The following is a 23,887-nucleotide window of genomic DNA, read 5'->3' on the forward strand; positions in this document are numbered from 1 at the left end:
TCAGTCAATCATCGTCATCATCATCGTCCCCGCCCCCGTACGGCGGGATCGGCTGGAGCAGGCGGAAGTCTTCCTTCAGCGGGGGATGGCCGAGGTCGGGCCAGGCGATGTCCTCCACCGGAACATGGGTGTCGGGCAGGCGCGACAGCAGGTCCTGGATCAGGGTCAGCCGCCCGCGCTTCTGGTCGTTGAAATCAACCAGGGTCCACGGCGCATGGCTGGTATGGGTCACGGCCAGCATGTCCTCGCGCGCCCTGGTGTAGTCGGCATAAAGCTCGCGCGCCTTCACATCGATCGGCGACAGCTTCCAGCGCTTCAGCGGGTCTTCCAGCCGCTCGGCAAAGCGTTCCTCCTGATGCTCCTGGTCGCATGACAGCCAGTACTTGAACAGGCGGATCCCGCTATCGACCAGCAGCTTTTCGAATACCGGCACGTTGCGCAGGAATTCCCCGACCTGGGCCTCGGTCGCAAAGCCCATTACCCGTTCCACGCCCGCGCGGTTGTACCATGACCGGTCGAACAGCACGATTTCCCCGGCAGAGGGCAGGTGCGGGACATAGCGCTGGAAATACCACTGCGACTGTTCCGCCTCGCTCGGTTTGGGCAGGGCCACCACGCGGCACTGGCGCGGGTTCATCCGCTGGCGCACGGCATCGATCGCCCCGCCCTTGCCGGCAGTATCGCGCCCTTCGAAGATCACCAGGATCTTCTCGCCGCAGGCCTTGGCCCAGCGGGCCATGGCGACCAGCTCGTGCTCCAGGTCTTCCAGCGCGACTTCGTAATGCTTGGTCTTCATGGGACGGGATGATCCTGCGGCGGGAGAAGGTGACACAAGTGACACACTGTCACTTTTGTTTTCGGCCTTTTATCGTTTAATCATAGCAGCTTATACACCGGGTGACAAAGTGACACCTGCCCGGGAGAAAGTGCCCGCCCGGCTGCGGGACGGCGAGCCTTCAGCGCCCGCCGCCCGCTTTCATGCCAGCACCACTCGGCTGTAGGAAAGCGCCCTATTCGGCGGGTTCGGCCATTGCCGGTGCAGGCGTGGTGCCTGCGATGGGATTGCCCTCGGCATCGAGCGGCACGTTGGTCATCGGCGTTCTCGGCAGCTCGACCGGGATACCCTGGCCATCCTGCTCGGTCACAATCAGCTCGCCCCCGCTCAGGTCATCGACCCCGGCTTCATAGGTCACGTCCTCCTCCTCCGCGCTCCCACAGGCGGCGAGCAGCAGTACGGCGGCAAGCGGGGTAAGCAGGCGGGCGGTCTTGGTGAGTGGGCGCATTGGGGAATTCCTTTTCGTTGTTCGACTCGGGTGATCCTCAAGGCGCAGGGTGGGATGATGGGGGCGGGGTGGCAAGGGGTGTTGCGCTGTGCCGCTGCCCACCCCCAACCCCTCCCGCAGGCGGGAGGGGGGCAAGGCACAAGAAGTCCCCCTCCCGCTTGCGGGAGGGGCTAGGGGTGGGCCCTTCATTATTCCCCCTTGCCGCCACTCCAATTCCCATCCAAACCCTTGAAATGCCGGACTGGACCCCGCGCAACACCACCCGCGCGCGCGGCTTGCGCAACGCGGCCACTCCGGCCGAGCGCCTGCTGTGGCAGTACCTCGCCCGCAACCGAGTTGGCGCAAAGTTCAGCCGCCAGATGCCGGTCGGCCCCTACTATGCCGATTTCCTCTGCCGCGAACTGCAACTGGTGGTGGAGTGCGACGGCATTTCCCACGATCGCGATCCGGCGGCAGACGCGCGGCGCGATGCAGCGATGAGGGCGAACGGATACCACGTGCTGCGCTTCACCAATGCCGATGTGCTGGGGAACGTGGAAGGCGTGGTCCACATGATCGCGGCCGAGGTGGCACGGTTGCGCGCTTCCCGCTGACCTGGCTCTGTTCCGCGCCCACCCCCAACCCCTCCCGCAAGCGGGAGGGGAGCAAAGCAGCGCTACCTGATTCCCCTCCCGCCTGCGGGAGGGGCTAGGGGTGGGCCGCGCCACAGCGCCAAGCCTGCCCCTCCTTCCCCCCTCCCGCCTGCGGGAGGGGCCGGGGGTGGGCGCGCCACAAACCAACGCTAGGAATCCCCCCGCCCCATCCTCACCGAAATGTAATCATCCTCTTTCCGCAGCGCGAAAATCGACACCATCATGCCCACCACCACAAAGGCAATGAACACCGCCTCGCCGCCAAGGCCGAACCCCGAAACCGCCAGGTTGCCCGCGCGCAGGATCAGGTAGACGAGGCCGGCGGTGAAGAAGGTGCGATAGAGGCCGGCATTGGCCACGATCGTCTCCAGCTTCGGGTCCGCCTTTTCGGACGAGACATAGGACCGGTAGTTCTTGGGCTTCAGGAAATGGACCCGGCGCGACCGCAGCACCGGATCAACCATCAGCGAGCCGAGCCGGTTGGTGATCACGCCGGCCACGAAGGAGACCAGCACGAAGGCCCCCAGGCTGTCGGGCGAGGGCGAGGGAAAGCCGGAGGCGTGCAGCGCATAGGTCAGCGCCGCGCCGGGCACGAAATTGGCGACGAGGTTATAGGCGTCGAGTTTGTCGAACATGGGGGTTCTCTGCTCCGAGTCGGAGGAGAACATAGCAGGAACAATCGTTCATCTCTAGATTGTGGGTATTGCTAATTGGCTCACCTGCGGCGTGGAGGTTCCGCTGCAGGCGCAATGGGAACGAATGGTGTTAAGAGAAACGCCATTATAGATTCTTCAAAATACCTGCGGTTGAACTTTGCGAACGCCATCATTGACATAAACGTGGCCCCGGAAAGACCAAAAAATGCAATCGTCTTTCCTAAATGAAAGTCATACCCTATCTCGAAAATTTGCTTAAAATCCGATATAATTATGACCCAAAGCAGCAAAGTCATGACAAAAGCAAGCAGCCTTAAGGCTCCATATATCACCAGGTAGTTATACATGCGCACATAGCCGCCTGCGCAATTATTAGAGACGTAATGCTCTACTATCTTGTCCCATCTGGTACCCCTTTGGACCTCAACGCTTACGCCCAAGAGCTTGAAGCGCTGCCTCAAATCCGAATAAATTGCCTCAGGCAGTTTTGCCGAGTAGAAACCTACTGGCTTAAATATCAGAAATGCAACCACGAACGGAGGAAGGGGCAGAAGAAATATCAAAGAAAGAGATGCAGATATACCGAAATCCTTGCGACCCACACTTAGAGTTTTACTAAGCAGTGTCTTTTGTATTTCCTTCTCATTGGCTTGACCGCCATTTACTAACTTCTCGCGTTCAAGCCAATTATCCGACGGATACCCAAGGAAGCGGTGGACGACGCGTTCAACAGTATACGTGGAAATGAAAGCGCCAAGATGACCGAGGAGATAACTAACTGAAAGCCATGTGATGGCCTTGATGGCCAACCCAACGGCATCATCTCCCACAAGAGCGTCAAGGCCACCGACATGAAAGCCGAAGACCTCATCGAGAACGTAACGCCCGATCAGAGTTAAGAGCGCTCCGCCCGGTAGATAAACAGCTAAGTCGTAGGTCGCAAAAGGAAGCGACTTATATGACTCCACTCCACTCACTCCGCCGCCTGCACCCCGGTCGCCCCACCAAACATATCCGGCTCACCCGCCCCGTCGTCCGCCACGCCGGCCTCGTTGGCGGCCTTGGCGTTCTTGCGGTTGTCGAAGCTGGACCACACGTCCTGCCAGTTGCCGCGGGTGGCGCCCTTGGAATATTCGGTGGCGCGGGTTTCGAAGAAGTTGGCGTGCTCCACCCCGTTGAGCAGCGGGGTCAGCCAGGGTAGCGGGTGGTCTTCCACCATGTAGATCGCCGGCAGGTTGAGCTGGCTGAGCCGCCAGTCGGCGATATAGCGGATATACTTCTTGATCTCCTTCGCCGTCATGCCGGGCACGGGGCCCTGCTCGAACGCGAGGTCGATGAAGGCATCTTCCAGCCGCACCGTCTTCTGGCACATGTCGATGATGTCTTCCTTGACCGACTTGGTCAGGCACTGGCGTTCGGCCGTAAAGGCGTGGAACAGGCGGGTGATGCCTTCGCAGTGCAGGCTCTCGTCGCGGATCGACCAGGTGACGATCTGGCCCATGCCCTTCATCTTGTTGAAGCGCGGGAAGTTCATCAGCATGGCGAAGCTGGCGAACAGCTGCAGCCCTTCGGTAAAGCCGCCGAACATGGCCAGGGTGCGGGCGATATCCTCATCAGAATCGACGCCGAACTGCTGCAGGTAATCGTGCTTGTCGCGCATTTCCTGGTATTCGAGGAACATGCCGTATTCGCTTTCCGGCATGCCGATGGTGTCGAGCAGGTGCGAATAGGCGGCGATGTGGACCGTTTCCATGTTGCTGAACGCGGCCAGCATCATCTTCACCTCGGTCGGCTTGAACACGCGGCTGTAGTTTTCGTGATAGCAGTTCGCCACCTCGATATCGGCCTGGGTGAAGAAGCGGAAGATCTGGGTGAGCAGGTTGCGCTCGTGATCGGACAGGTTCTGCGCCCAGTCGCGGCAATCCTCGCCCAGCGGCACTTCTTCCGGCATCCAGTGGATCTGCTGCTGCCGCTTCCAGAACTCGTAAGCCCAGGGATATTCAAAGGGCTTGTAGGTCTTGCGGGCTTCGAGCAACGACATCTGGTATCTCCGGTGAGAATCACGATTGGCCACCATAGGGAATCATGGCGGCAAACCGAAGGCAACACGGCCTTTTCCACGGGGATAAAATGGGGATGAAACGTGGCTTTTGCGAGTCCGGCCGTTTGGGCCTCTCGCTGGGGGGTGTCGCGTCAGTCCTTGTTCTTGCCCATGCGGCGCGACACTTCGAGCGCGATCAGCAGCGGGGTGCTGAACAGCCAGACGAACAGCGCCGCCTCCTTCCAGTTGCCGCTCTCGTTCAGCCTGAGGGCGCAAGGGTACACCTCCAGCAGGGTGGACGGCGTGCAGGTGGAGGGGAAGAAGGCGATCGAATAGAGGTAGGCGCCCAGCACCAGCCAGCCCGCCTGCGCCACATACAGCGCAAGGTAGCGCGAAAAGCGCACGTCGCCGTACCCGTGATGGGTCGGAAATCGCTTGGAGCCGGGGCTGGTCATGCCACCGGTTTGTAGTGCGGTTTTGTTAAGAAATGGCTTAGTTTTCGAGAATGACGAACGGCGCCCAGACCGCCGGATGGCCCGCCTGCGGCACGTCGGCCCGCGCCATCAGCGCCAGTTGCGCCTGCCTGAGCGCGCCCGCCCGCGTCTCCCCTTGCGCGGCGCGGCGCAGGGTTTCCACGCTGAGGAAGGCGGCGGCATCGTCGCGCACGCGCCAGTGGCTCAACATCAGGCTGCGCGCGCCCGCCTGGACGAACGCGCGGGCGAGGCCGGAATAGCCGGGAGCCGAAGCGCTCTCCCCCGCCGCCGTTTCGCAGGCCGACAGGATCACCCAGTCGGCATCGAGCCGCATGGCGGCGATCTCGCTCGCCGTCAGCAGCCCGTCGCCCGCTTTCGACAGCGGATCGTCGGCAGTGAGCAGCAGCGCAGGCTCGTCCAGCCCGGCCAGTTCGCCGCCAACCAGGCCGTGGGTGGCAAAGGCGATCACGCCGTAGCTGGCAAGATCGAGCCCGGCGAGCGCGGCCTCGGTCGCCCCGGCCCCTGCCAGCACCAGCGGATCGGGCGTGCCGAGGGCTGCGGCCAGCGCATCCAGCTCCTCCCGCGCACGGGGCAGGGGCGGCAGGGCAGCAGTCCCGGCGCGAAAGGCCGATCCATCTTCTCCACCGGGCAGGGCATCGGGCGCACCCACGCCGAGGAACCCGCGCCCCGCCAGCGCCCGCGCTTCTGTCCGCCTCGCCCCTGGTTCCGCCATGATGCGGATGGCGTGGCTCCGCACCAGCCACGGCGCATCGGCCAAGTCCCCGTCCGCCGCAGGTCCGGCAAGCAGCACGGCTGGCGACAACCGCGCGAGGTATCCGCTGGCCGGGAACAGCAGGGTATCGGCCCCCTCCAGCGCGCCTCGCAACGCTTGCGGGAAAACCAGCCGGAACATGTCCTGCGCGGCCTCCACGTCGAACGCGCCCGTCGCCTGCGCACTGTCGCGCAGCCGCGTGGCGAGCGCATCGAGCGCCATCGGATCGATCGCGGTGCCGCCCCACTGCACAGCGTCGCGGCTGACCACGATGGTCACGGCGCGGGTGGGGAGCGCAACCGGCATGACCAGCAGCTCGCCCGGCGCCAGCCCCGCCTGCAGGTCGGCCAGGCTCGACACCTTGGGCCGGGCCAGCGCGGCATAGCCGGGGAAAGCGGCGAGCAGGTCCGCCTGGGCCGCTGCCGCTTCACCCCGCGCGGCGGCAAGGCTGGCGGCAATGGCCGCTGCTTCGGCCGCCCCTTCGCCCTGGGCGCGGGTGAAGGCGGCGCCCAGTTCATCCACCTGCCCCCGCGCCCGGTCCATCCGCTCCACCATTGCGCCCAGCCCTTCCTCGCGCGCTACCGAGGCGGCGGCGATGCGGGCATTGGGCACGGCGAGTTCGGACAACAGGTAAAGCTGCGCGGCATGGACCGCGTCCTCCAGCGCGCCCGCCTGCAATGCAGCGTCGATATAGTCGGCAAAGGCGGCGGGCAGCACGCGCGACAGGGCGATGCGCTCTTCCTCGCTGGCGGCAAGGTCGAACATCTGCGCCTCGAACTGGCCGGTCGCGCCGCGCGCCTCGTCCAGCGCCTCGTCGCCGCGCCCCAACCCGGCCAGGATGCGCGCGCGGATCAGCCGTGCACCCAGCACTTCACTGTGTCCGGGGTCTAGCGCGCCGGCCAGCGTGGCAAGACCGCTCTCGGCCAGCGCCAGGGCTTCATCGCGCCGCCCCAGCCGGTCGAGATGACTGGCCAGTTGCACCTCGCCGCTGCCGACATTCCAGTCACCGGGTTCGAGGTCTTCGGCCAGCATGGCAAGGCCGCGCCGCGCCATCTGCTCTGCCTCGTCCAGCCGTCCCTGATGGGCGATCACGCCGGCCAGGTTTATCTGCGCCTGCCCCCGCGTGTAGGGCTGGCTCTGGTTGCGCAGCCTGTCGGCCATGGCGGCGGCGGCGGTGAAGATTCCCTCGGCATCGGCATAGTTGCCGCGCATTTCCAGCACGCGCCCCAGCATCGACAGGGGATCATAAAGATCGTCGGCATCTCCGCTGCGCAAGGACCGTTCAAGGTCGAGGTGGCGGCGGATGAGCGGCTCTGCCTCGGCATAGCGGCCATAGCGCAGCAGCACGGCATAGGCCCCGTTCAGCACGTTGCCCATCTTGGGATGGTCCGGCGGCAAATGGGCAAAGGCATGGTCGCTCGCCAGCCGCATGGCCGCCACCGTATCGGGCCTTTCCAGGTAATATTTCACCACCCCGCAAGACGAGGCATCGTTGACGATCATCGGATGGTTCGGGGAGCTTGCGGCAAGGCCGAGGTCACGCGCGGTGCAAAAGCCCCGTTCCGCAGCGGGAATGTCGTTGCGCGCAAAGGCCAGCAGCGCCTGGGCATTGTGGGCCAGTGCCTGGCGCGCCAGCCCCGCCTGCCCCTGCTCCTGCGCCAGATCAAGCGCAGTGGCGGCCTTGATGCCCGCTTCATCCAGCCGCCCCAGTTCGATCAGGACAATCGCCTCGTAGGCGAGCAGTTCGGACTCGAAAGGCTCGTCCGTGCCCGCTTCGTCGAGCAGGCGGCGTGCAATGGAAATCTCTTGCCACGAGGCGTCATAGTCCTTGGCATAGAACAGCGCGATGGCAAGGCCGAGGTGGGTTTCCGCGCGCATCGCGGGCGGGATTGCGGGATCGGTTGCGACGCGGGTGGCAAAGGCCTGCCATGCCGCCAGTTCGCCTTCGGGTGCGGCCAGCCGGTCACGCGCGCGCATCTGGGGCAGCGTCGGTGCGCCGGCCTCCTGCGCCCCGGTTTCCTGCGCACCTGCCGCCACGGGCACCAACGCCAGCCCGGCCGCCAGCAGGGCCAGTGTCGTTGCCAGTACCCGGCGCACAGCCCCAAGCTGTCCCCGTATCCCCATGAGCCGCAGATTGGCCCAATTAACCTATGTATGCCAGTGGCAAGTTGGGGGATGTATGACGGCGGAACAGGTCCGCCGAGGGCCAGAACCCTAGCCGCCCCGCTTGCGCGATCCGAACCAGCTGCCGCCTCCCAGCACGGTGACGCCAAGGAAAAACCCGAAATCGTACCACCCGCCCCTGTTGGGCACGGCATAGACCGCGATGTCCTGGCTGATCAGCGAACCGATCCACGACCACGGGAAGATGAACCCGTGCCACAGCCCGAACCAGAAGCCCGGCACGTCGCGTCCCTGCTCCACCGCGGCGGGGATTTGCGTAGCGCAGGCGGACAGCAGCAGGGCCAGCGGAATGGCGACCAGCAGGGTGCGGGCGGGGTGGTTCGAGCGGATCATCTCGCATTCCTTTCTTCCCGACGCATCGCGCGGGGCCACCTTTGCCGCGTGGCGCGTTGACCAAGCGACGAGAGCAGGAGACTAGCCATGATCGAGACAAGTGCAATCCGCGAACACATGGAAGTAATCGGCGCCGATGGTGTCCATGTGGGCACGGTGGACAAGCTGGATGGCGACCGGATCAAGCTGACGAAGCAGGATTCCGGCGCCCAGGTGGAAGGCGCCACGGGCAGCCACGATGGCCACCACCACTACATTTCGGTGGGCCTTGTCGCCAATATCGAGGGCGAACAGGTGCGCTTGAGTGCCACGGCCGCCAATGCAGCCAACTTCACGCAGGAGGAAGGCGAAGGCCAAGCCGAAATCGAGGGCGGCAACCGCGTCCCGGTCATGGGACAGGACATCGACGAGGACGAGATGATCCGCACTGCCGGGGCCGAAAAATGGGGTGGCGGCGAACGTGCCGAAGTGGCGCCTGATGGCCAGGACAACCAGGCAGGCGAGAACCGAGGCTTCGGCCAAGAGGTCGGACACTGATCGACTGTTGACGTGACAAAGGCCCGGCAGGTTTTGCGCCTGCCGGGCCTTTTTGTCTTATGACTCAGACTTCGGCGTCGATCACCGTCTGCGCATCGTCGGTCAGCGAATAGACCCAGATCCCGGTTGCGGCGATCCAGGCAAGGTTGAACACCACCAGCATGGCAATCACCGTGCTACGACTGGCGCGGCGGCTGGCCCTGCGCGGGTCCGGGCCGGGTTCAAGCTCGGTACTTGTGCGGAACGCCCGCGCCACATCCTGGGCGTGGAGGAGCAGCCAGCCTGCGCTCGCCAGCGCCACCAGGGTGGTCAGCAAGAGAATCGACAGTGGAAACCACAGGGGCATGGCGCTTCTCCCTTCGGCGTGTTCCCGTCCACTACTTGGGCAATGGACGAGTGGCGGGGGAGGTTCCGGGGGAGATTAGCGGGTCGAAAGGAACGGTCCGATTGATTGCAGCACGCCGTTCGCATTTGTCAGAACTTCGTTGTTCCAGAAGCGCAGGACGCGGAAGCCCTGGCTTTCGATGTAGCGGGTCCGGGCCTCGTCTTCCGGCTGTTGCGTGGCGTGCTGCCCGCCATCGACTTCGATCACCAGCTTGTGCCGGAAGCTGAGGAAATCGGCAAAATAGGGGCCGATCGGACATTGGCGACGGAATTTGGCCTGCGGAAAAACGCGGCGCAATTCCCGCCACATGGCCTTCTCGGCGTCGGTGGAGTTCCTGCGCAGGGTGCGCGCGATCAACCGTGCCGGGAGGGGCCTTTTCATAGCCTCTCATACCCTCACCCTCCCATCGCTGCGCGACGGGCCCCTCCCTCTCCCTTAGGGAGAGGGAAAGAGCGCCGTAGGCGCGAAAGGGTGAGGGTATCTGGCCCTACTGGCAGGCCAAACACTCGTCATAGTCAGTGGTCGGCAGCTCGTACTTGGCCGGATCGGCGGTGTTGTCCGCTTCCACGCCGCCGGCAAAACCGGCGCGCTGCACGCTCTTCGAGCGCAGGTAATAGAGGCTCTTGATGCCCTTTTCCCATGCCTGGAAGTGCAGCATGGCAAGGTCCCACTTGTCCACGTCGGCGGGGATGAACAGGTTGAGGCTCTGCGCCTGGTCGATGAACGGCGTGCGGTCGGCGGCGAATTCGAGCAGCCAGCGCTGGTCGATCTCGAAGCTGGTCTTGAACACGGCCTTTTCCTCCGGCGTCAGGAAGTCGAGGTGCGCCACGCTGCCGCCCTTCTCCAGGATCGAATTCCACACGTTGGTGGAGTTCTTGCTCTTCTGGTCGAGCAGCTTTTCGAGGTACGGGTTCTTCACCACGAAGCTGCCCGACAGGGTTTTGTGGGTGTAGATATTGGCCGGGATCGGCTCGATGCAGGCGCTGGTGCCGCCGCAGATAATGGAGATCGACGCGGTCGGCGCGATCGCCATCTTGCAGGAGAAACGCTCCATCGCGCCCATGTCCTCGGCATCGGGGCAGGGGCCGCGTTCCTTGGCCAGCATCATGCTCGCTTCATCAGCCTTGGCGCTGATGTGCTTGAACATCTTGAGGTTCCACACCTTGGCCATCGGGCTTTCGAAGCCGATGTTCTTCATCTGCAGGAACGAGTGGAAGCCCATCACGCCCATGCCGACGCTGCGTTCGCGGCTGGCCGAATACTTGGCCCGCGCCATCTCGTCCGGCGCGCGGTCGATATAGTCCTGCAGCACGTTGTCGAGGAAGCGCATCACGTCCTCGATGAACTGCTTGTCGGTATTCCACTCGTCCCAGGTTTCGAGGTTCAAGGACGACAGGCAGCACACCGCCGTACGGTCATTGCCGAGGTGATCGACGCCGGTCGGCAGGGTGATTTCCGAGCACAGGTTGGAGGTCGAGACCTTCAGCCCCAGGTCGCGGTGATGCTTGGGCATCATGCGGTTCACCGTGTCGGAGAACACGATATAGGGCTCGCCCGTGGCAAGGCGGGTTTCCACCAGCTTCTGGAACAGGCTGCGCGCATCCACCGTGGCGCGGACCGAGCCGTCCTTCGGGCTCAAGAGGTCGAACTTGTCGCCCGAACGCACGGCTTCCATGAACTTGTCAGTCAGCAGCACGCCGTGGTGCAGGTTCAATGCCTTGCGGTTGAAGTCGCCAGACGGCTTGCGGATCTCGAGGAACTCCTCGATCTCCGGATGGTGCACGTCGATATAGCAGGCGGCCGAGCCGCGGCGCAGCGAGCCTTGCGAAATGGCCAGGGTGAGCGAATCCATCACCCGCACGAAGGGGATGATGCCGCTGGTCTTGCCGTTGAGGCCGACCGGCTCGCCAATGCCGCGCACATTGCCCCAATAGGTGCCGATGCCGCCGCCCTTGCTGGCCAGCCACACGTTCTCGTTCCAGGTGTTGACGATGCCTTCCAGGCTGTCGCTCACCGAGTTCAGATAACACGAGATCGGCAGGCCGCGGTTGGTGCCGCCGTTCGACAGCACCGGGGTTGCCGGCATGAACCACAGGCGGCTGATGTAGTCATAGAGCCGCTGGGCGTGATCCTGGTCGTCGGCATAGGAATCGGCCACCCGGGCGAACAGGTCCTGGTAGCTTTCGCCGGGCAGCAGGTAGCGGTCGGTCAGGGTTTCCTTGCCGAACACGGTGAGCAGCGCATCGCGGCTGTCATCGGTGACAATGGTGAACCGGCGCGCGTTGACGGCCTTGGAATCGGGCTTGGCAGGTTTCGCCGCCTTGGCGACCGTGGCCATGGCACCGGCGGCGGCATTAGCCACCAGTTCGGCGCTGCCTGCGTCCTGCTTGTCCATTGCCACTGCCTTTTCAGGGGCCGCCTTTTCGGGGATCTTGGGCGCTTCTGCCGTCATGCTGTCATCCAAGCCCATTGCCGCCTCGTCCGTATTCCTGAATTCCATGCCTCAGCCCGTCCCGATCTTGCCATGCGGACCCCTGGCCAATGCCCAGATTATCCGCGTTGTTTCGCCCACTTGTTCGGCATATGTTCGAATCAGGTGCACTGCTGCATCCTATCGCTTTCCATGCCGGGGCAGGGAAAAACTTATCCCCCGACTGCCCACAGGATGGCTTGCCAGCTGCCAAAACCGAGGTGGAGAATCGGCGCTGGCCATGTGCCGCGCTATCCGTCCTATATCTAGGTCTTGTATGTGCCCCCGGCAACCATGCCACAACCCATAGTGAATCGGACCCTGCCGCCATGCAAGAGGGTTAAAGCGGATTTACCTTGTCAGAAGGCGCAAGGAGCCCGGTGTATCATGCCGCCAATACAGTGCGACGCGTGGTCGATGCTCCACTCCGGCCATGCGCAAGCCCCTAAATCGATCTGCGGAAAAAAACCTGTGCGCTACTGCCCGCGCGAATCTTTCGAATCCGCGGCGGCAAGGATCGTGCGCGATAGCGCAATGCGGGTGTGTCCATGGCGCGAAATACTGGACCTCGGGCCGCACATGCAGCACATTGGCCGCCAGAGACGCCGCAGATCAGGGGGTAGTGACGTGATTGCGCTGTTCAAAGCTGTCCCGCTGGGGATTTTCCTCACCGTGATTGTCTGCCTGTTCATCGGCTCCGGCGGGTCGAGCGGGGGCTTCCTCAATATCCGCAACATGGATGTGGATCTGGCCTTTATCGGCGTGTCTTTCGACATGTACTGGTCGTGGATCATGTTCGCCATCGGCACTGGCCTTGCCTGGGCGATCATCTTCATGATGGGTGATTGAGCTACGCGATAATCGGTTGTGAGGGAGCAGCGCTGGCGGCGACGACCCCGCCTAGCGCCAGTCCGGCCCGGAGATATCCAGCCCGCGGCTCTGCAACTGGTCGAGGACGCCGTCTTCCTCGGCCAGCACGCGCAAGGGGACCACGGCCAGCGTCACCCCTTCGGCCTCGCTGGCGCTGGCGAGCGCCTCGGTCCACTGACCGCGCAGTTCGCCGCCCAGGTCGCTATCGGCCCAGGGCCAGCACTTGCCCAGCGCCAGTTCCAGCGGGTTGGCCATCACGGCAGGGACATCGAAAGCGCGCCAGGCATCGGCCCGCTGCTCGACTATGTCGCGCCCAGCCTCTGCTGCCGTCATCGCCGCTTCAAGGCAGGGAATGTGCGAGCGGGGATCGGCCTCGGCCAGATTGTCCAGCACGTCCTCGCCGCGCACCGTGCCGACCGGTTCGGCCGGAACCCTGGCGCGGCTGGCGGCGCGGCGCACCACGTCGCTGGCATCGGGGCCGGTATCGCGGTTGAAGCGCAGCCGCCGGGTGAACAGGTCGAACGAGGTCATTAGCAGGCTGCGGCGCGAATAGTCCTCGTCATAGAGCTGTTCGAGCGCGGTGAGGCGGGCCATCTGGCCTGCATCGAGATAGTCCGCCGCCACGGTGCGATCGGGCAGGCGGGTGATGCGGCTGCCGCCGAAGATCAGCCGCAGCACATCGCCCGGCGATACGCGCGAACGGGTGCCGAGGATCACCCGCTCGGCCTCGCGCGTGGCCTCTTCCAGCCGGTCGGGATACCAGGGGGTCGATTTGGGGATGGCGGTGATCTCGCCCACCAGCACCAGGGTGCCGCGCGGGCCATCGACAATCCACATCGGTGCGCCCGAACGCTGGGCCGATACGACGATGGCGTCGGTCTCCGCGCTCTCGTCCTGCGCCGCCAGCGGAGTTCCCATCAGCGCGAGCGCGGCAATTGCGATGCCCACCGCCCGCCGTATCACGGGATCAGCACCGTATCGCGCGCTTCCGCCTCGGTCGCGGGATAGTCGAGCGTATAGTGCAAGCCCCGGCTCTCGTGCCGCTCCAGCGCGGACCGCACGATCAGTTCGGCGCACTGGTGCAGGTTGCGCAATTCGATGAGGTCGGTCGTCACGCGGAACTGGCCGTAATAGTCCTCGATCTCGTTGCCCAGCAGGCGGATTCGGTTGGCCGCGCGTTCCAGCCGCTTGGTGGTGCGCACGATGCCGACATAGTTCCACATGAAGCGGCGGATCTCGGTCCAGTTCTGCTTGATGACCACTTCCTCGTCGGAATCGGTCACGCGGCTTTCGTCCCATTCGCGGATGGCGGGCACAGGGAGCAGTTCATCCCACCGGCCAAGGATATCCTGCGCCGCCGCCTCGCCGAACACGAAGCATTCGAGCAAGGAATTGCTGGCGAGGCGGTTGGCGCCGTGCAAGCCGCTTTCGGTGCATTCGCCCGCTGCCCACAGGCCCGGCAGGTCGGTCCGCGCATCGAGCCCGATCGCCACTCCGCCGCAGGTATAGTGCTGCGCGGGCACCACGGGGATCGGCTGCGTCGTCATGTCGATGCCGAGGCCGAGCAGCTTTTCGTGGATCGTGGGGAAATGGCCGCGCACGAATTCGGCGGGCATGTGGCTGATGTCGAGATGAACATAGTCGAGGCCATAGCGCTTGATCTGGTCGTCGATGGCGCGGGCGACCACGTCGCGCGGGGCCAGTTCCATCCTCTCGGGATCGTAGTCAGCCATGAAGCGGTGGCCGGTTTCGGGGTGCAGCAGGTGCCCGCCCTCGCCGCGCACGGCTTCTGTAATCAGGAAGTTCTTGACGTCGAGATTGTAGAGGCAGGTCGGGTGGAACTGCATCATCTCCATGTTGGAGACGCGCGCGCCCGCCCGCCAGGCCATGGCGATCCCGTCACCCGTCGCCCCGCGCGGCGCGGTGGAGAACTGGTAGACACGCCCTGCCCCGCCGGTGGCCAGCACCGTGGCGCGGGCGACATGGGCTTCCACGCCGCCGGTTTCCTCGTTCAGCGCATAGGCGCCCCAGACCCGGCCCGATCCCGAATAGCGCGCCTCGTTGCGTCCGGTGATAAGGTCGATGCAGCTCATGTGCGGCAGCAGGGTGATGTTCGGGCTTTCCTCCGCCGCCTTCAGCAGCGCGGCCTGCACCGCCCAGCCGGTAGCATCGTCCACGTGGACAATCCGGCGATGCGAGTGGCCGCCTTCGCGGGTGAGGTGGAGCTGGTCGCTCTCGCGGTTGAATGGCACGCCAAGGTCGGCCAGCCGGTCAATCGCGGCAGGCGCGCGTTCGATGACGAATTCAACGGTCTCGAGGTCATTGAGCCCCGCACCCGCCACCATGGTATCGCGCACGTGGTTCTCGAAGGTATCGCCGGTATCGAGCACGGCGGCGATCCCGCCCTGCGCCCAGGCAGTGGAGCCACTGTTGAGCGAGCCCTTGGCCAGCACCAGCACCTTGAGCTTGGTGGCCAGCGAAAGCGCGGCTGTCAGCCCGGCCGCGCCGGAGCCGATTACCAGGACATCATATGGCGGACCCAGATTGTTCATCCGCGCCTTTTGCCCAAGGCCATGCGACACAGCAAGCAGGCAAAAGCCGGTATGCCCGTCAGGCCGGTGCGATCGCGGCGGGCGTCAGTTGTCGCTGTGCTGCCCAGGCAGGAAGGGCGCCACGAAACGGTCGGCCAGCTGGATAACGAACAGATGCCCCAGATAGATCGCATAGGAAGCATCGCCCAGCAGCACCGGCAGCCGCCACCGCCGCAAAACCGGATCAAGCGAGCGGGCGCCCATCACGATGGCAAGGGCAGGCAGATGCACGGTCAGATAGGGACTGGCAGCGCTGTTCGAAAACAGGACAATCACCCCAAAACCGGCAGGCACGGCCAGCGCCGGCAAGCGCAGTTTGAAGCGGGCAATCGCCATACCGCCGGCAAACAGCAGCAGCAGCGGATCACTGTAATAAGCTGGCAGGCCCGAAAGTGCGCCCATTCTTCCCAGCAGCACCAGGGCAATGAGCACCACCGAAATCGCCCAGAGCCGCAAGCCCTGTCTCAGCCACAGCGCCATCGCGAACAGCGCATAGAAGAACATCTCGAAATTGAGCGTCCAGCCCGGTTCCAGCAGGGGCGATCGCAAGGCTCCAGTGGCGGGATCGGGCGTTGGCAGAAAGACCAACGATCCTGCCAGGTGCGCCGCATCCCAGCCGTCGGCCACCAAAGACCAGCCCAGCGAGACGACCCAGTATAGCGGCACGATGCGGATGATCCGGCGCAGCATGAAATCGCCCGGCGTGATCGCGCGGCCGCTGGTCGATGCCACCATGACAAAGCCCGAAATGACGAAGAACAGGGCCACGCCGTGCTTCAGCCAGGTGATGCGTGCGGCATCGTCAACCGGCACCAGTCCGTAGCTGAAGCCATGCATCGCCACCACCATCAGCGCGGCAATCGCCCGCAGATAATGGATCGAAAGCAATTGCTGCTGCTGGCCACCCTCGCTCATATGACAAGCGATAGGAAGAAGGCCTAAAGATCGCGTTTATGTATTGGCGGTTTGCGGCGCTGGCCCTTCGGGCGCCCCCGCGCTCGTCAGCTGCACGAACACGTCCTCCAGGTCCGCCTCGCGCGTGCTCACGTCCTGCACGGTGAAGCCCTGGTCCTGCAGCAGGGCGAGCACCTGGCCCGCCGTCATTTCGGCCTTGTCGTAGGTCACTTCGATCAGCCGTTCGCCCTCCTTCACGCATTTGCGGAAGCGCGGGTCGTGCGGCAGGCGGTCGACATCGTGGTCCAGCGTCACGGCCACGATCTTCTCGCCCATCATGCCGACCAGCTCGCGGGTCGGCTTGTTGGCGATGAGCTTGCCGTGGTTGATGATGGCGATCCGGTCGCACAACTGTTCGGCCTCTTCCAGGTAGTGGGTGGTGAGGACCACGGTCACCCCTTCGGCATTCAGCTCGCTGACCAGATCCCACAACTGGCGGCGCAATTCCACGTCCACGCCGGCGGTCGGCTCGTCCAGCACCAGGATCGGCGGCGAATGGACCATGGCTTTCGCAATCAGCAGCCGCCGCTTCATCCCGCCCGACAGGGTGCGGGCATAGGCGTTGCGCTTGTCCTCCAGCCGCACGGCGCGCAGCAGTTCATCGCTGCGGCGCAGGTGCTTGGCCACGCCGTACATGCCGCCGATGTTCTCCAGCACTTCATAGGGCGTGAAGAACGGATCGAAGATGATTTCCTGCGGCACGATGCCGATGTTCATCTTGGCGTTGCGGTGGTCCTCGTCGATGTCGTGGCCCCAGATGCGGATCGTGCCGCTGGTCTTGCCCACAGTGCCCGCCATGATGTTGATCAGCGTGCTCTTGCCCGCGCCATTGGGGCCGAGCAGGCCGAACACCTGGCCCTGCGGCACATCGAAGCTGAGGCCTTCCAGCGCCAGCTTCGGGGCCGCCTTCTTGCTTGCCGCATAACGCTTGACGACGTCGCGGATCTCGATTGCGTTCTCGGGTGCGTTTTCTGGTGAATCCATGCCCGCCCCTGTGCCGCCCTATGCCCCCGGCGTAAAGGGGGCGCTACGCGCCATATTGCGCGACGGGCGGGCACGCGATAGGGCGACAGCCATGACCCACGCCCACAATCTCGCTCCCGCTGAAGACCGCGCTCCGGCCCCCGAAACCACCGTGGTGGACAGCGCGCGGGTATGGTGTGACGGTTCGGGCGGCATCCGGTCCTGCACCAGCGTGCGCCCCGCTGCCCTGGGCCATCCGCGCGTATGGCTGCAGATCGACGAGAGCGGCTATGCCGACTGCGGCTATTGCGACCGGCGCTTCGTGCTGAAGGGCGGCCCGGCGGATAGTTCCGCAGCCTGACGAGACCTGGCTGCGGGTCAGCTTGCATTCAGGGCGAATCGGGTAGATCGTCTCCAACAACAGGAGATTCTCCCATGAAAAAGCTTGTCGCAATTGCCGCTGCAGCCGCCGCTCTGGCAGCAGGCGCATCCACCGCCCAGGCCGAAACCCGTGCAGAGCGCGGCGAGGCCAGCCTTGCCCGCATGCTCGATGGTTATCAGGCAACCGGCGAAACGCAGCGCTGCATTTCCGCCGTCCGGTCGAACAAGATCAGCGTGATCCCCTATGTCGGCGTTGTCTATGACGCGGGCGACACGATCTATGTGGCCCGCGCCACCCGCCCAGAATTGCTGCGCGATTCGGACGTGCCGGTGTTCGAGCGCTATTCGAGCCAGCTTTGCAGCAACGACGTGATGCGCACGGTGGACCGCCACTCGCCTAACTTTGCCGGTGTGCTGTTCCTCGAGGATTTCGAGCAGTTCACCCGCACCGATCAGGGCTGACGCACTTCCCACCTTGTTGAAATCTCGCGGCGGATGGCTGGATGCAGCCTTCCGCCGCTTTTGCGTATGGTGGACGCCGACCAGTTACCGCCCCGATGCAGTGACGCTTAGGGGTGCATAGTGCGGCTAGCGGCATTGTGCATCGGCCATCCGGCGCGCTAAGCCTTCTTAAAGGGATGATGGTTACCTGCCCGGGAATGCCCCCGAACTCGAAAAGCGAGCCGGGGCTCCAAAGGTGAAGGACGCGCGATGATCTATGCCATCTGGCTGCTGCGGCTCGGCTTTGCGGCCTGGCTGGTGCCTGCGGGCCTCAATCATTTCTATCCGCTATTCCCCCAACCGCTGGGCAACGTGCCTGAAAGCACCGCCCTTATCACCGCCCTGATCGACAGCGGCATGTTCAGCCTGGTCAAGCTGGTGGAACTGGTGGCCGGCCTGTTCCTGCTGATCGGCTGGCGGGTGCCACTGGCGCTGGTCGCCCTGCTGCCGATCAGCTTCAACGTTTGGTACTGGGACGTGGTCCTGCAGGGCTGGACATCCATTTCGGCCTATTACGGCTGGGCGATCCTGGGTGCCAATGTGCTGCTGATGCTGGCCTATCACCGCGCCTATCGCCCGCTGTTCGCCATGCGCTACGATTTCACCTGGCCGCCCTCGATGGAAGAGGATGTACGCTGATGGAGCGCAAGCTGGTCATCGCCCGCGTGGTCCTGGGAGCGCTGCTGGTTTTCTCCAGCATCAACTATTTCGTTGGCGAGCTGGTTCCGCTGCCTGCCGGGTCCACGCCGCTGGCCATGCAGCTGGTCGATGCCATGCGCCTGAGCGGGCTGCTCGACGTGGTGATGGGCATCCAGCTTTTCGCCGGGCTGCTGATCCTGGCCGGGCCGCTGATGCCGGTGGCACTGGCTGCAGTCCTGCCGATCGGCATTGCCGGGCTCTACTGGGCCCTGCTGGTCGAGTATTCGATCGTGTGGAGCCTGGTCGCCTTGATCGTAGTGGGGCTGACCCTGCTGCTGATGTTCGCCCTGTTGCCGGTCTATGCCGCGATCCTCGATTTCTATGCCTTGGCCGCTGGCGAGGATGACGAGGTCCGCTATGAGCGGCGCTTCTCCTGGCCGCTGGGTGGGGTCATGGCGCACCAGTGGATCGTGGGCATGGCGATGATCGGTGTAGTGGGCGTCTTCTACAACCAGTTCGTGCCCGAAAGCCTGGCGTTCTACTGCATCTCGGTCCTGATCTATCCGGTCATCGTGCTTACCGGCAAAGGTATCCAGGGCGTGACGACCTGGGCTTTCCGCTAGAAGTGGCGCGATGAGCGCCCCGGCCATCCTCGTCCTCACCACCGGCGGCACGGTGGACAAGGCCTATTTCGACGCGCTGAGCGAATACCACATCACGGACAGCGGCATTCCGGGCCTGCTGGAGGAAGCCCGCGTGGCCGTGCCCTTCCGCGTGGTCGAACTGATGCGCAAGGACAGCCTCGACCTGACCGAAGCCGACCGCGCCCTGATTGCCGCCACTGTCAGGGAAGCGCCGGAGACCCGCGTGGTCATCACCCACGGCACCGACACGATGACCGATACGGCGCGGGTTCTGGCCCACATTCCGGGCAAGATCATGGTGCTGACCGGCGCTCTCACCCCCGCCCGCTTCGCCGAGAGTGATGCCGCCTTCAACCTCGGCATGGCCTTCGCCGCCGCGCAGACCTGCCTGCCTGGCGTATGGATCGCCATGAGCGGACAGGTGTTCGATGGATTGAAAGTCAGGAAGGACCGCGAGGCCGGACGGTTTGTCGCGCTCTAGCCGCAAGCATAGCCCCTGACCGGTTTCGCCTCAGCCTGCCTGCAGGTAGCTGTCGTGGTGACGGTAGAGGTTGCGGACCGGAACGGTGATCGTCACCCGCAGCCCCTCGCGCAACCATTCGCGGGTCATCGTACCCGCCAGTTGCCGTTCGCCGCTAAGCGCGATGAGCTGGCTGCCGAAGCCCTGTTCGGGCGGCTCTGCAGTGATTTTTGGACCGCCGGTTTCGGTCCAGACCATGGTCACTTGCGTGCCGTCGGTCCGCGCGTCCAGCGTCACCTGCCCGCTATCGACCGAAAGCGCGCCGTATTTGGCCGCATTGGTCGCCAGTTCGTGGATGATCAGCGCGATCGGCGTGGCTCCGCGGTCGTCCAGCATGATCTCGTCGGCACTGACACGCACGCGCTCTCCGTTGTCCGACTGGTAGGGGGCGAGCAATTCCACCAGCAGGCCGTAAAGCTGGCTGTTGGGCAGCTCGGGCTGCGACATTTCCGAATGGGGGCGGGCGAAATTGTGTGCCCGGCCAAGCGCAATGACGCGCTCCACCAGTCCGCGCAGCACGGGGCGATGTTCGGGGTTGGACCTGATGGTCATTTCGACGAGGCCCGCGATCACGGCGAAGATGTTCTTGATCCGGTGGCTCAGCTCGCGGCTCAGCACCTCGTTCTGTTCGGCCACCTGCTTGGCTTCGTGGATATCGGTACAGGTGCCGATCCAGCGCACGATCCGCCCATCGCGATAGACCGGCAGGGCGCGGCCCAGCGTCCAGCGATAGACCCCGTCATGTCGGCGCAAGCGGTATTCCACTTCGTAGGGTTCGCCCGTGGCCAGCGAGTGGCGCCATTTTTCCCACGCCACCGGCTGGTCATCGGCGTGGAACATCCCGCTCCAACCCTCGCCATCGGTGCTGCCTTCTGGGACGCCGGTGAAGCGGTACCACTGGGCGTTGTAGTAATCGTGGAAGCCATCGGGCAGCGTGGACCAGACCATCTGCGGCATGGCATCGGTGAGGATGCGGAACCCCTCCTCGCTGGCGAGCAGAGCGGGGACTTCAGCGTTGACGGGAGAGATCAGCTCTCCTCCTTCTGGAAGATGGAGCGGATGGTATTGGCCAGCTTGTGCTCTTCCAGCGGCTTTTCCAGCACCGGCGAGCGCAGGGTGTTGACCCCGTCGAGCTGGCCCGGATTGGCCGTGACATAGACCACGTTGACGCCCATTGCGGCGAGCTGCGCGCCGATCAGCGGCCCGGTGAAACCATCGCGCAGGTTGAGATCGACCAATGCCAGCGTCGGCTTGTGGGCAGCCAGACCAAGGGCGCCCTGGGTATCCTCCGCCATGCCAAGCACGGCAATGCCCAGCCGCTCCAGCGCAGACTCCGCGTGGATGGCAGCCAGGAACTCATCTTCGACAATAATCGCTCGCATTGGACCTTTTCCGGTTTCGGACCCGTAACGGTGCAATGGGCGAAGGGGCGGCTGGTTCCGGGCAAAAAAGCCCGATCAGCCTAGGTAGTCATTCCCACTCGATCGTGCCCGGCGGCTTGGAGGTGTAGTCGTAAACCACGCGGTTCACGCCCTGCACCTCGTTGACGATGCGGGTGGCGCAGCCGGTGAGGAAGTGGGCGTCGAACGGGTAGATATCGGCCGTCATGCCATCGGTGCTGGTCACTGCGCGCAGGGCGCAGACGTTGTCGTAGGTGCGGTAGTCGCCCATCACGCCCACGGTCTTGACCGGCAACAGCACGGCGAAAGCCTGCCAGATCGCATCATAAAGCCCCGCCTTGCGGATTTCGTCGAGGTAGATCGCATCGGCCTTGCGCAGCACGTCGCAGCGTTCCTTGGTCACCTCACCCGGAATGCGGATGGCAAGGCCGGGGCCGGGGAAGGGGTGGCGGCCGACGAAAATGTCGGGCAGGCCCAGCTCGCGGCCCAGTGCGCGCACCTCGTCCTTGAACAGTTCGCGCAAGGGTTCTACCAGCGCCATCTTCATGCGCGCGGGCAGGCCGCCGACATTGTGGTGGCTCTTGATCGTGACGCTCGGCCCGCCAGTGAAGCTGACGCTCTCGATCACGTCGGGGTAGAGCGTGCCCTGGGCGAGGAAATCGGCGCCGCCGATCTTGTGCGCTTCCTCGTCGAACACCTCGATGAATTCGGACCCGATGAACTTGCGCTTGGCTTCGGGGTCGGTCAGCCCGGCCAGGCCCGCCATGAAGCGCGCCTCGGCATCGACCACCACCAGCGGGATGTTGTAATGGTCGCGGAACATGGTCTCCACCTGTTCGCGCTCGCCCAGCCGCAGCAGGCCGTGATCGACGAACACGCAGGTGAGCTGCTCGCCGATCGCCTCGTGAATCAGGATTGCGGCGACCGAGCTGTCCACCCCGCCCGACAGCCCGCAGATCACCCGCCCGGTCCCCACCTGGGCGCGGATTTCCTCGATCTTGGTTTTGCGGAATTCGGCCATGGTCCAGTCGCCCGCAAGGCCACAGACCTTGTGCGCGAAGTTGGCGATCAGCTTGCCGCCATCGGGTGTGTGGACCACTTCGGGGTGGAACTGGGTGCCGTAGAACTTGCGCGCTTCATCCGCGATCACGGCAAACGGCGCGCCGTCCGATACCGCCACGATCTCGAAACCGGGGGCAAAGCGGGTCACCTTGTCGCCGTGGCTCATCCACACCTGGTGCCGCTCGCCGACTTCCCACAACCCATCAAACAGGGCGCAAGGCTCGGTCACGGTGATGAAGGCGCGGCCGAATTCGCCGCCTTCGCCGGTTTCATGGCCGGGGCGGACTTCGCCGCCAAGCTGGTGGCTCATCACCTGCTGGCCATAGCAAATGCCCAGGATCGGCACGCCGGCATCGAACAGCAGTTCGGGCGCGCGCGGGCTGCCTTCGTCCGGCACGCTGGCGGGCGAACCCGACAGGATGATGCCCTTGGGCTTCATCCGGTGGAATGCCGTCTTGGCCTGGGTGAAGGGGGCAATCTCGGAATAGACCCCGGCCTCGCGCACGCGGCGGGCGATCAGCTGGGTCACCTGGCTGCCGAAATCGACGATGAGGATGGAATCGGGTGTGTGCTCTGCGTCCATGCCCCAGCGCTTGCCCGCTGTCCGCCGATCTGTCCAGCCGGTGGGCGCCTATAGACGGACGCGGATGTGACAGTTTGCGGAAATGAGCGCTTGCGAAATGCGCAACAGGCGTGGCGCTTTTCGCATTTGCACAATTTCGTGCTGCACCGCACAATCCAAATCACACAAGAAGACTTCCCTAAACGGCCTTTCCCTCTTTTCGAACCGGAGCAATCGCCATGAAGACCATTCTTTCCGCCGCCGCCCTCGCCGCCGCTGTCCTTGCCACACCAGCCGCTGCCAGCACCGTGCTGGTCATCAATTTCGCCCATGACAGGGCCCCGCGCGAACAGGTCGAACTGACGCTGGAACAGCGCGCCGAGCTCGCCGCCGAGGCCGCCTGCGCGAAGCCCTTCATCCGTAACCTGGGTGCGCAGCGGCTTTACGCCGAGTGCCTGGTCGAAGCCCGCGCCGAAGTCGCCGCCATCCTCGCCGAACGCCAGGCCGACGAACGGACCGGCACCGAACTGGCCGCACGCTGACCGGTTAGCCGGCGGATCATGCGGGGCCTCCTCTCCCACATTCCCGGGTGGTCCGCCGGTGTCATGCAGGTGTCGCAAGGTAAGTTGCAAAACACGCAACACCTGTGAATTTCTTCGCAATTGCACAATTTTCGAACAGGCCTATTTGCCCCCTCAAGCGCCGCGCCCCTCTCTCCCTCCCTCCCGGGCGCCCCGCAATTCTGGAGCAAATACAAATGCGTACGTTCGTCACCACCGTCTTCGCCTCGATCGCTTCGCTGGCCATCAGCGCCACCATGCTGAACGCGATCATCATCTGAAGCGGCGACAGCCCAAAGGAATACGGATCATGATCAAGCTGACCAAGCGCGTGCTGAACGCCTATTTCGACAGCGTTTCCCGCCTGCCCTATCCGGCAATCTGGCTGGCCTGATCGGCCACCACGGCGGGCCTTTCGAGGCACCACACGATGCGGCCGCCCCTCACCGGGCGGCCGTTTGCATTTGAGGCCCG

General features: G+C 64.2%; 27 protein-coding genes and 1 pseudogene. 10 read left to right on the forward strand and 18 right to left on the reverse strand.

The features are described from left to right. Positions 1-4: 4 nt before the first annotated feature. Positions 5-796: a polyphosphate kinase 2 gene (ppk2, locus tag M3P36_RS03500; protein ID WP_249700778.1), complete on the reverse strand. Its 792-nt coding sequence runs from the start codon at positions 794-796 to the stop codon at positions 5-7. Positions 797-1,010: 214 nt separating this feature from the next. After that, positions 1,011-1,283 (reverse strand): hypothetical protein, encoded by a 273-nt coding sequence (locus M3P36_RS03505; protein WP_249700782.1) that lies wholly within the window; start codon positions 1,281-1,283, stop codon positions 1,011-1,013. Between the two features lie 233 nt (positions 1,284-1,516). Between M3P36_RS03505 and M3P36_RS03510 the strand changes: the two genes are divergently transcribed. Further along, positions 1,517-1,876, forward strand: a complete 360-nt coding sequence (locus tag M3P36_RS03510) for an endonuclease domain-containing protein (RefSeq protein WP_249700784.1) — start codon at positions 1,517-1,519, stop codon at positions 1,874-1,876. Between the two features lie 188 nt (positions 1,877-2,064). Here the strand turns inward: M3P36_RS03510 and M3P36_RS03515 are convergent, their stop codons facing one another. The 6 genes from M3P36_RS03515 to M3P36_RS03540 all read right to left on the reverse strand — a co-directional run bounded on the left by M3P36_RS03515 (position 2,065) and on the right by M3P36_RS03540 (position 8,374). Further along, positions 2,065-2,550, reverse strand: coding sequence for a hypothetical protein (locus M3P36_RS03515; RefSeq protein WP_249700786.1), 486 nt, complete (start codon positions 2,548-2,550; stop codon positions 2,065-2,067). A gap of 80 nt (positions 2,551-2,630) precedes the next feature. Beyond that, complete coding sequence (locus tag M3P36_RS03520) at positions 2,631-3,539, reverse strand: hypothetical protein (protein ID WP_249700788.1); 909 nt, start codon at positions 3,537-3,539, stop codon at positions 2,631-2,633. A 5-nt stretch (positions 3,540-3,544) separates the two neighbouring features. Continuing rightward, a complete protein-coding gene (locus M3P36_RS03525; RefSeq protein WP_249700790.1) occupies positions 3,545-4,612 on the reverse strand; it encodes a ribonucleotide-diphosphate reductase subunit beta in 1,068 nt (355 codons plus the stop codon). Between the two features lie 152 nt (positions 4,613-4,764). Further along, a complete protein-coding gene (locus M3P36_RS03530; protein ID WP_249700792.1) occupies positions 4,765-5,067 on the reverse strand; it encodes a hypothetical protein in 303 nt (100 codons plus the stop codon). Between the two features lie 37 nt (positions 5,068-5,104). Next, positions 5,105-7,981: a CHAT domain-containing tetratricopeptide repeat protein gene (locus tag M3P36_RS03535; RefSeq protein WP_249700794.1), complete on the reverse strand. Its 2,877-nt coding sequence runs from the start codon at positions 7,979-7,981 to the stop codon at positions 5,105-5,107. 90 nt (positions 7,982-8,071) lie between these two features. Further along, positions 8,072-8,374 (reverse strand): hypothetical protein, encoded by a 303-nt coding sequence (locus M3P36_RS03540; RefSeq protein ID WP_249700796.1) that lies wholly within the window; start codon positions 8,372-8,374, stop codon positions 8,072-8,074. An 87-nt stretch (positions 8,375-8,461) separates the two neighbouring features. On the opposite strand from M3P36_RS03540, the pseudogene M3P36_RS03545 reads away from it, so the two are divergent. Further along, positions 8,462-8,719 (forward strand): annotated as a pseudogene (locus M3P36_RS03545) (DUF2171 domain-containing protein); the annotation flags it as partial. Between the two features lie 256 nt (positions 8,720-8,975). Here M3P36_RS03545 and M3P36_RS03550 read toward each other — a convergent pair. The 3 genes from M3P36_RS03550 to M3P36_RS03560 all read right to left on the reverse strand — a co-directional run bounded on the left by M3P36_RS03550 (position 8,976) and on the right by M3P36_RS03560 (position 11,748). Continuing rightward, the gene (locus M3P36_RS03550; protein ID WP_249700798.1) at positions 8,976-9,257 is read right to left on the reverse strand and encodes a hypothetical protein; all 282 of its coding nucleotides are present in this window, start codon (positions 9,255-9,257) and stop codon (positions 8,976-8,978) included. Positions 9,258-9,332: 75 nt separating this feature from the next. Next, positions 9,333-9,677: an endonuclease domain-containing protein gene (locus tag M3P36_RS03555; protein ID WP_249700800.1), complete on the reverse strand. Its 345-nt coding sequence runs from the start codon at positions 9,675-9,677 to the stop codon at positions 9,333-9,335. A gap of 106 nt (positions 9,678-9,783) precedes the next feature. Further along, positions 9,784-11,748: a ribonucleoside-diphosphate reductase subunit alpha gene (locus M3P36_RS03560; protein WP_249701683.1), complete on the reverse strand. Its 1,965-nt coding sequence runs from the start codon at positions 11,746-11,748 to the stop codon at positions 9,784-9,786. Positions 11,749-12,393: 645 nt separating this feature from the next. Here M3P36_RS03560 and M3P36_RS03565 point away from each other — a divergent pair. Continuing rightward, a complete protein-coding gene (locus M3P36_RS03565; RefSeq protein WP_249700802.1) occupies positions 12,394-12,615 on the forward strand; it encodes a hypothetical protein in 222 nt (73 codons plus the stop codon). A gap of 51 nt (positions 12,616-12,666) precedes the next feature. Here the strand turns inward: M3P36_RS03565 and M3P36_RS03570 are convergent, their stop codons facing one another. The 4 genes from M3P36_RS03570 to M3P36_RS03585 form a co-directional block, all read right to left on the reverse strand. Beyond that, a complete protein-coding gene (locus M3P36_RS03570) occupies positions 12,667-13,599 on the reverse strand; it encodes a TraB/GumN family protein (protein WP_249700804.1) in 933 nt (310 codons plus the stop codon). Then, entirely contained in the window at positions 13,596-15,188 is a 1,593-nt protein-coding gene (gene nadB / locus M3P36_RS03575) for an L-aspartate oxidase (RefSeq protein WP_249700806.1), read from the reverse strand. The genes M3P36_RS03570 and nadB overlap by 4 nt, the downstream gene beginning before the upstream one ends. Before the next feature lie 84 nt (positions 15,189-15,272). Then, positions 15,273-16,142, reverse strand: a complete 870-nt coding sequence (locus M3P36_RS03580; protein WP_249700808.1) for an acyltransferase family protein — start codon at positions 16,140-16,142, stop codon at positions 15,273-15,275. A gap of 36 nt (positions 16,143-16,178) precedes the next feature. Next, entirely contained in the window at positions 16,179-17,165 is a 987-nt protein-coding gene (locus M3P36_RS03585) for an ABC transporter ATP-binding protein (RefSeq protein ID WP_249700810.1), read from the reverse strand. A gap of 91 nt (positions 17,166-17,256) precedes the next feature. Between M3P36_RS03585 and M3P36_RS03590 the strand changes: the two genes are divergently transcribed. From M3P36_RS03590 to M3P36_RS03610, 5 genes are all read left to right on the forward strand, one after another. Then, positions 17,257-17,505, forward strand: coding sequence for a zinc-finger domain-containing protein (locus M3P36_RS03590; protein WP_249700812.1), 249 nt, complete (start codon positions 17,257-17,259; stop codon positions 17,503-17,505). A 74-nt stretch (positions 17,506-17,579) separates the two neighbouring features. Further along, the gene (locus M3P36_RS03595; RefSeq protein ID WP_249700813.1) at positions 17,580-17,987 is read left to right on the forward strand and encodes a hypothetical protein; all 408 of its coding nucleotides are present in this window, start codon (positions 17,580-17,582) and stop codon (positions 17,985-17,987) included. A 249-nt stretch (positions 17,988-18,236) separates the two neighbouring features. Next, positions 18,237-18,665 carry a hypothetical protein gene (locus tag M3P36_RS03600; RefSeq protein WP_249700815.1) on the forward strand — a complete coding sequence of 143 codons (429 nt, stop codon included), beginning with the start codon at positions 18,237-18,239 and terminating at the stop codon, positions 18,663-18,665. After that, complete coding sequence (locus M3P36_RS03605) at positions 18,665-19,288, forward strand: hypothetical protein (protein WP_249700818.1); 624 nt, start codon at positions 18,665-18,667, stop codon at positions 19,286-19,288. Before M3P36_RS03600 ends, M3P36_RS03605 begins: the two co-directional genes overlap by 1 nt. A 10-nt stretch (positions 19,289-19,298) precedes the next feature. Further along, on the forward strand, positions 19,299-19,790 hold the full coding sequence (locus tag M3P36_RS03610) for an asparaginase domain-containing protein (RefSeq protein WP_249700820.1): 492 nt from the start codon (positions 19,299-19,301) through the stop codon (positions 19,788-19,790). Between the two features lie 30 nt (positions 19,791-19,820). On the opposite strand, the gene M3P36_RS03615 is transcribed toward M3P36_RS03610, so the two are convergent. The 3 genes from M3P36_RS03615 to guaA form a co-directional block, all read right to left on the reverse strand. Continuing rightward, positions 19,821-20,861 (reverse strand): PAS domain-containing protein, encoded by a 1,041-nt coding sequence (locus tag M3P36_RS03615; protein WP_349630538.1) that lies wholly within the window; start codon positions 20,859-20,861, stop codon positions 19,821-19,823. Continuing rightward, positions 20,858-21,211, reverse strand: coding sequence for a response regulator (locus M3P36_RS03620; RefSeq protein ID WP_249700825.1), 354 nt, complete (start codon positions 21,209-21,211; stop codon positions 20,858-20,860). Before M3P36_RS03620 ends, M3P36_RS03615 begins: the two co-directional genes overlap by 4 nt. An 88-nt stretch (positions 21,212-21,299) precedes the next feature. After that, complete coding sequence (guaA, locus tag M3P36_RS03625; protein ID WP_249700827.1) at positions 21,300-22,874, reverse strand: glutamine-hydrolyzing GMP synthase; 1,575 nt, start codon at positions 22,872-22,874, stop codon at positions 21,300-21,302. A 218-nt stretch (positions 22,875-23,092) separates the two neighbouring features. On the opposite strand from guaA, the gene M3P36_RS03630 reads away from it, so the two are divergent. Both M3P36_RS03630 and M3P36_RS03635 read left to right on the forward strand, forming a co-directional pair. Further along, positions 23,093-23,395 carry a hypothetical protein gene (locus M3P36_RS03630; RefSeq protein ID WP_249700828.1) on the forward strand — a complete coding sequence of 101 codons (303 nt, stop codon included), beginning with the start codon at positions 23,093-23,095 and terminating at the stop codon, positions 23,393-23,395. Between the two features lie 104 nt (positions 23,396-23,499). After that, the gene (locus tag M3P36_RS03635; protein ID WP_249700830.1) at positions 23,500-23,694 is read left to right on the forward strand and encodes a hypothetical protein; all 195 of its coding nucleotides are present in this window, start codon (positions 23,500-23,502) and stop codon (positions 23,692-23,694) included. Positions 23,695-23,887 lie beyond the last annotated feature (193 nt).

Origin of the sequence: Altererythrobacter sp. KTW20L (assembly GCF_023501975.1) — a bacterium.
Taxonomy (GTDB): Bacteria; Pseudomonadota; Alphaproteobacteria; order Sphingomonadales; family Sphingomonadaceae; genus Alteraurantiacibacter.

Excerpts from the sequence above, each read along its gene's own strand:
- ppk2 (WP_249700778.1), bottom strand. The coding sequence starts at position 796 with ATGAAGACCAAGCATTACGAAGTCGCGCTGGAAGACCTGGAGCACGAG.
- M3P36_RS03530 (WP_249700792.1), bottom strand. The coding sequence starts at position 5,067 with ATGACCAGCCCCGGCTCCAAGCGATTTCCGACCCATCACGGGTACGGC.
- M3P36_RS03605 (WP_249700818.1), top strand. The coding sequence starts at position 18,665 with ATGGAGCGCAAGCTGGTCATCGCCCGCGTGGTCCTGGGAGCGCTGCTG.
- M3P36_RS03515 (WP_249700786.1), bottom strand. The coding sequence starts at position 2,550 with ATGTTCGACAAACTCGACGCCTATAACCTCGTCGCCAATTTCGTGCCC.
- M3P36_RS03580 (WP_249700808.1), bottom strand. The coding sequence starts at position 16,142 with ATGAGCGAGGGTGGCCAGCAGCAGCAATTGCTTTCGATCCATTATCTG.
- M3P36_RS03540 (WP_249700796.1), bottom strand. The coding sequence starts at position 8,374 with ATGATCCGCTCGAACCACCCCGCCCGCACCCTGCTGGTCGCCATTCCG.
- M3P36_RS03560 (WP_249701683.1), bottom strand. The coding sequence starts at position 11,748 with ATGACGGCAGAAGCGCCCAAGATCCCCGAAAAGGCGGCCCCTGAAAAG.
- nadB (WP_249700806.1), bottom strand. The coding sequence starts at position 15,188 with ATGAACAATCTGGGTCCGCCATATGATGTCCTGGTAATCGGCTCCGGC.
- M3P36_RS03610 (WP_249700820.1), top strand. The coding sequence starts at position 19,299 with ATGAGCGCCCCGGCCATCCTCGTCCTCACCACCGGCGGCACGGTGGAC.
- M3P36_RS03620 (WP_249700825.1), bottom strand. The coding sequence starts at position 21,211 with ATGCGAGCGATTATTGTCGAAGATGAGTTCCTGGCTGCCATCCACGCG.
- M3P36_RS03525 (WP_249700790.1), bottom strand. The coding sequence starts at position 4,612 with ATGTCGTTGCTCGAAGCCCGCAAGACCTACAAGCCCTTTGAATATCCC.
- guaA (WP_249700827.1), bottom strand. The coding sequence starts at position 22,874 with ATGGACGCAGAGCACACACCCGATTCCATCCTCATCGTCGATTTCGGC.
- M3P36_RS03600 (WP_249700815.1), top strand. The coding sequence starts at position 18,237 with ATGATCTATGCCATCTGGCTGCTGCGGCTCGGCTTTGCGGCCTGGCTG.
- M3P36_RS03630 (WP_249700828.1), top strand. The coding sequence starts at position 23,093 with ATGAAGACCATTCTTTCCGCCGCCGCCCTCGCCGCCGCTGTCCTTGCC.
- M3P36_RS03535 (WP_249700794.1), bottom strand. The coding sequence starts at position 7,981 with ATGGGGATACGGGGACAGCTTGGGGCTGTGCGCCGGGTACTGGCAACG.
- M3P36_RS03585 (WP_249700810.1), bottom strand. The coding sequence starts at position 17,165 with ATGGATTCACCAGAAAACGCACCCGAGAACGCAATCGAGATCCGCGAC.
- M3P36_RS03550 (WP_249700798.1), bottom strand. The coding sequence starts at position 9,257 with ATGCCCCTGTGGTTTCCACTGTCGATTCTCTTGCTGACCACCCTGGTG.
- M3P36_RS03590 (WP_249700812.1), top strand. The coding sequence starts at position 17,257 with ATGACCCACGCCCACAATCTCGCTCCCGCTGAAGACCGCGCTCCGGCC.
- M3P36_RS03595 (WP_249700813.1), top strand. The coding sequence starts at position 17,580 with ATGAAAAAGCTTGTCGCAATTGCCGCTGCAGCCGCCGCTCTGGCAGCA.
- M3P36_RS03555 (WP_249700800.1), bottom strand. The coding sequence starts at position 9,677 with ATGAAAAGGCCCCTCCCGGCACGGTTGATCGCGCGCACCCTGCGCAGG.
- M3P36_RS03510 (WP_249700784.1), top strand. The coding sequence starts at position 1,517 with ATGCCGGACTGGACCCCGCGCAACACCACCCGCGCGCGCGGCTTGCGC.
- M3P36_RS03505 (WP_249700782.1), bottom strand. The coding sequence starts at position 1,283 with ATGCGCCCACTCACCAAGACCGCCCGCCTGCTTACCCCGCTTGCCGCC.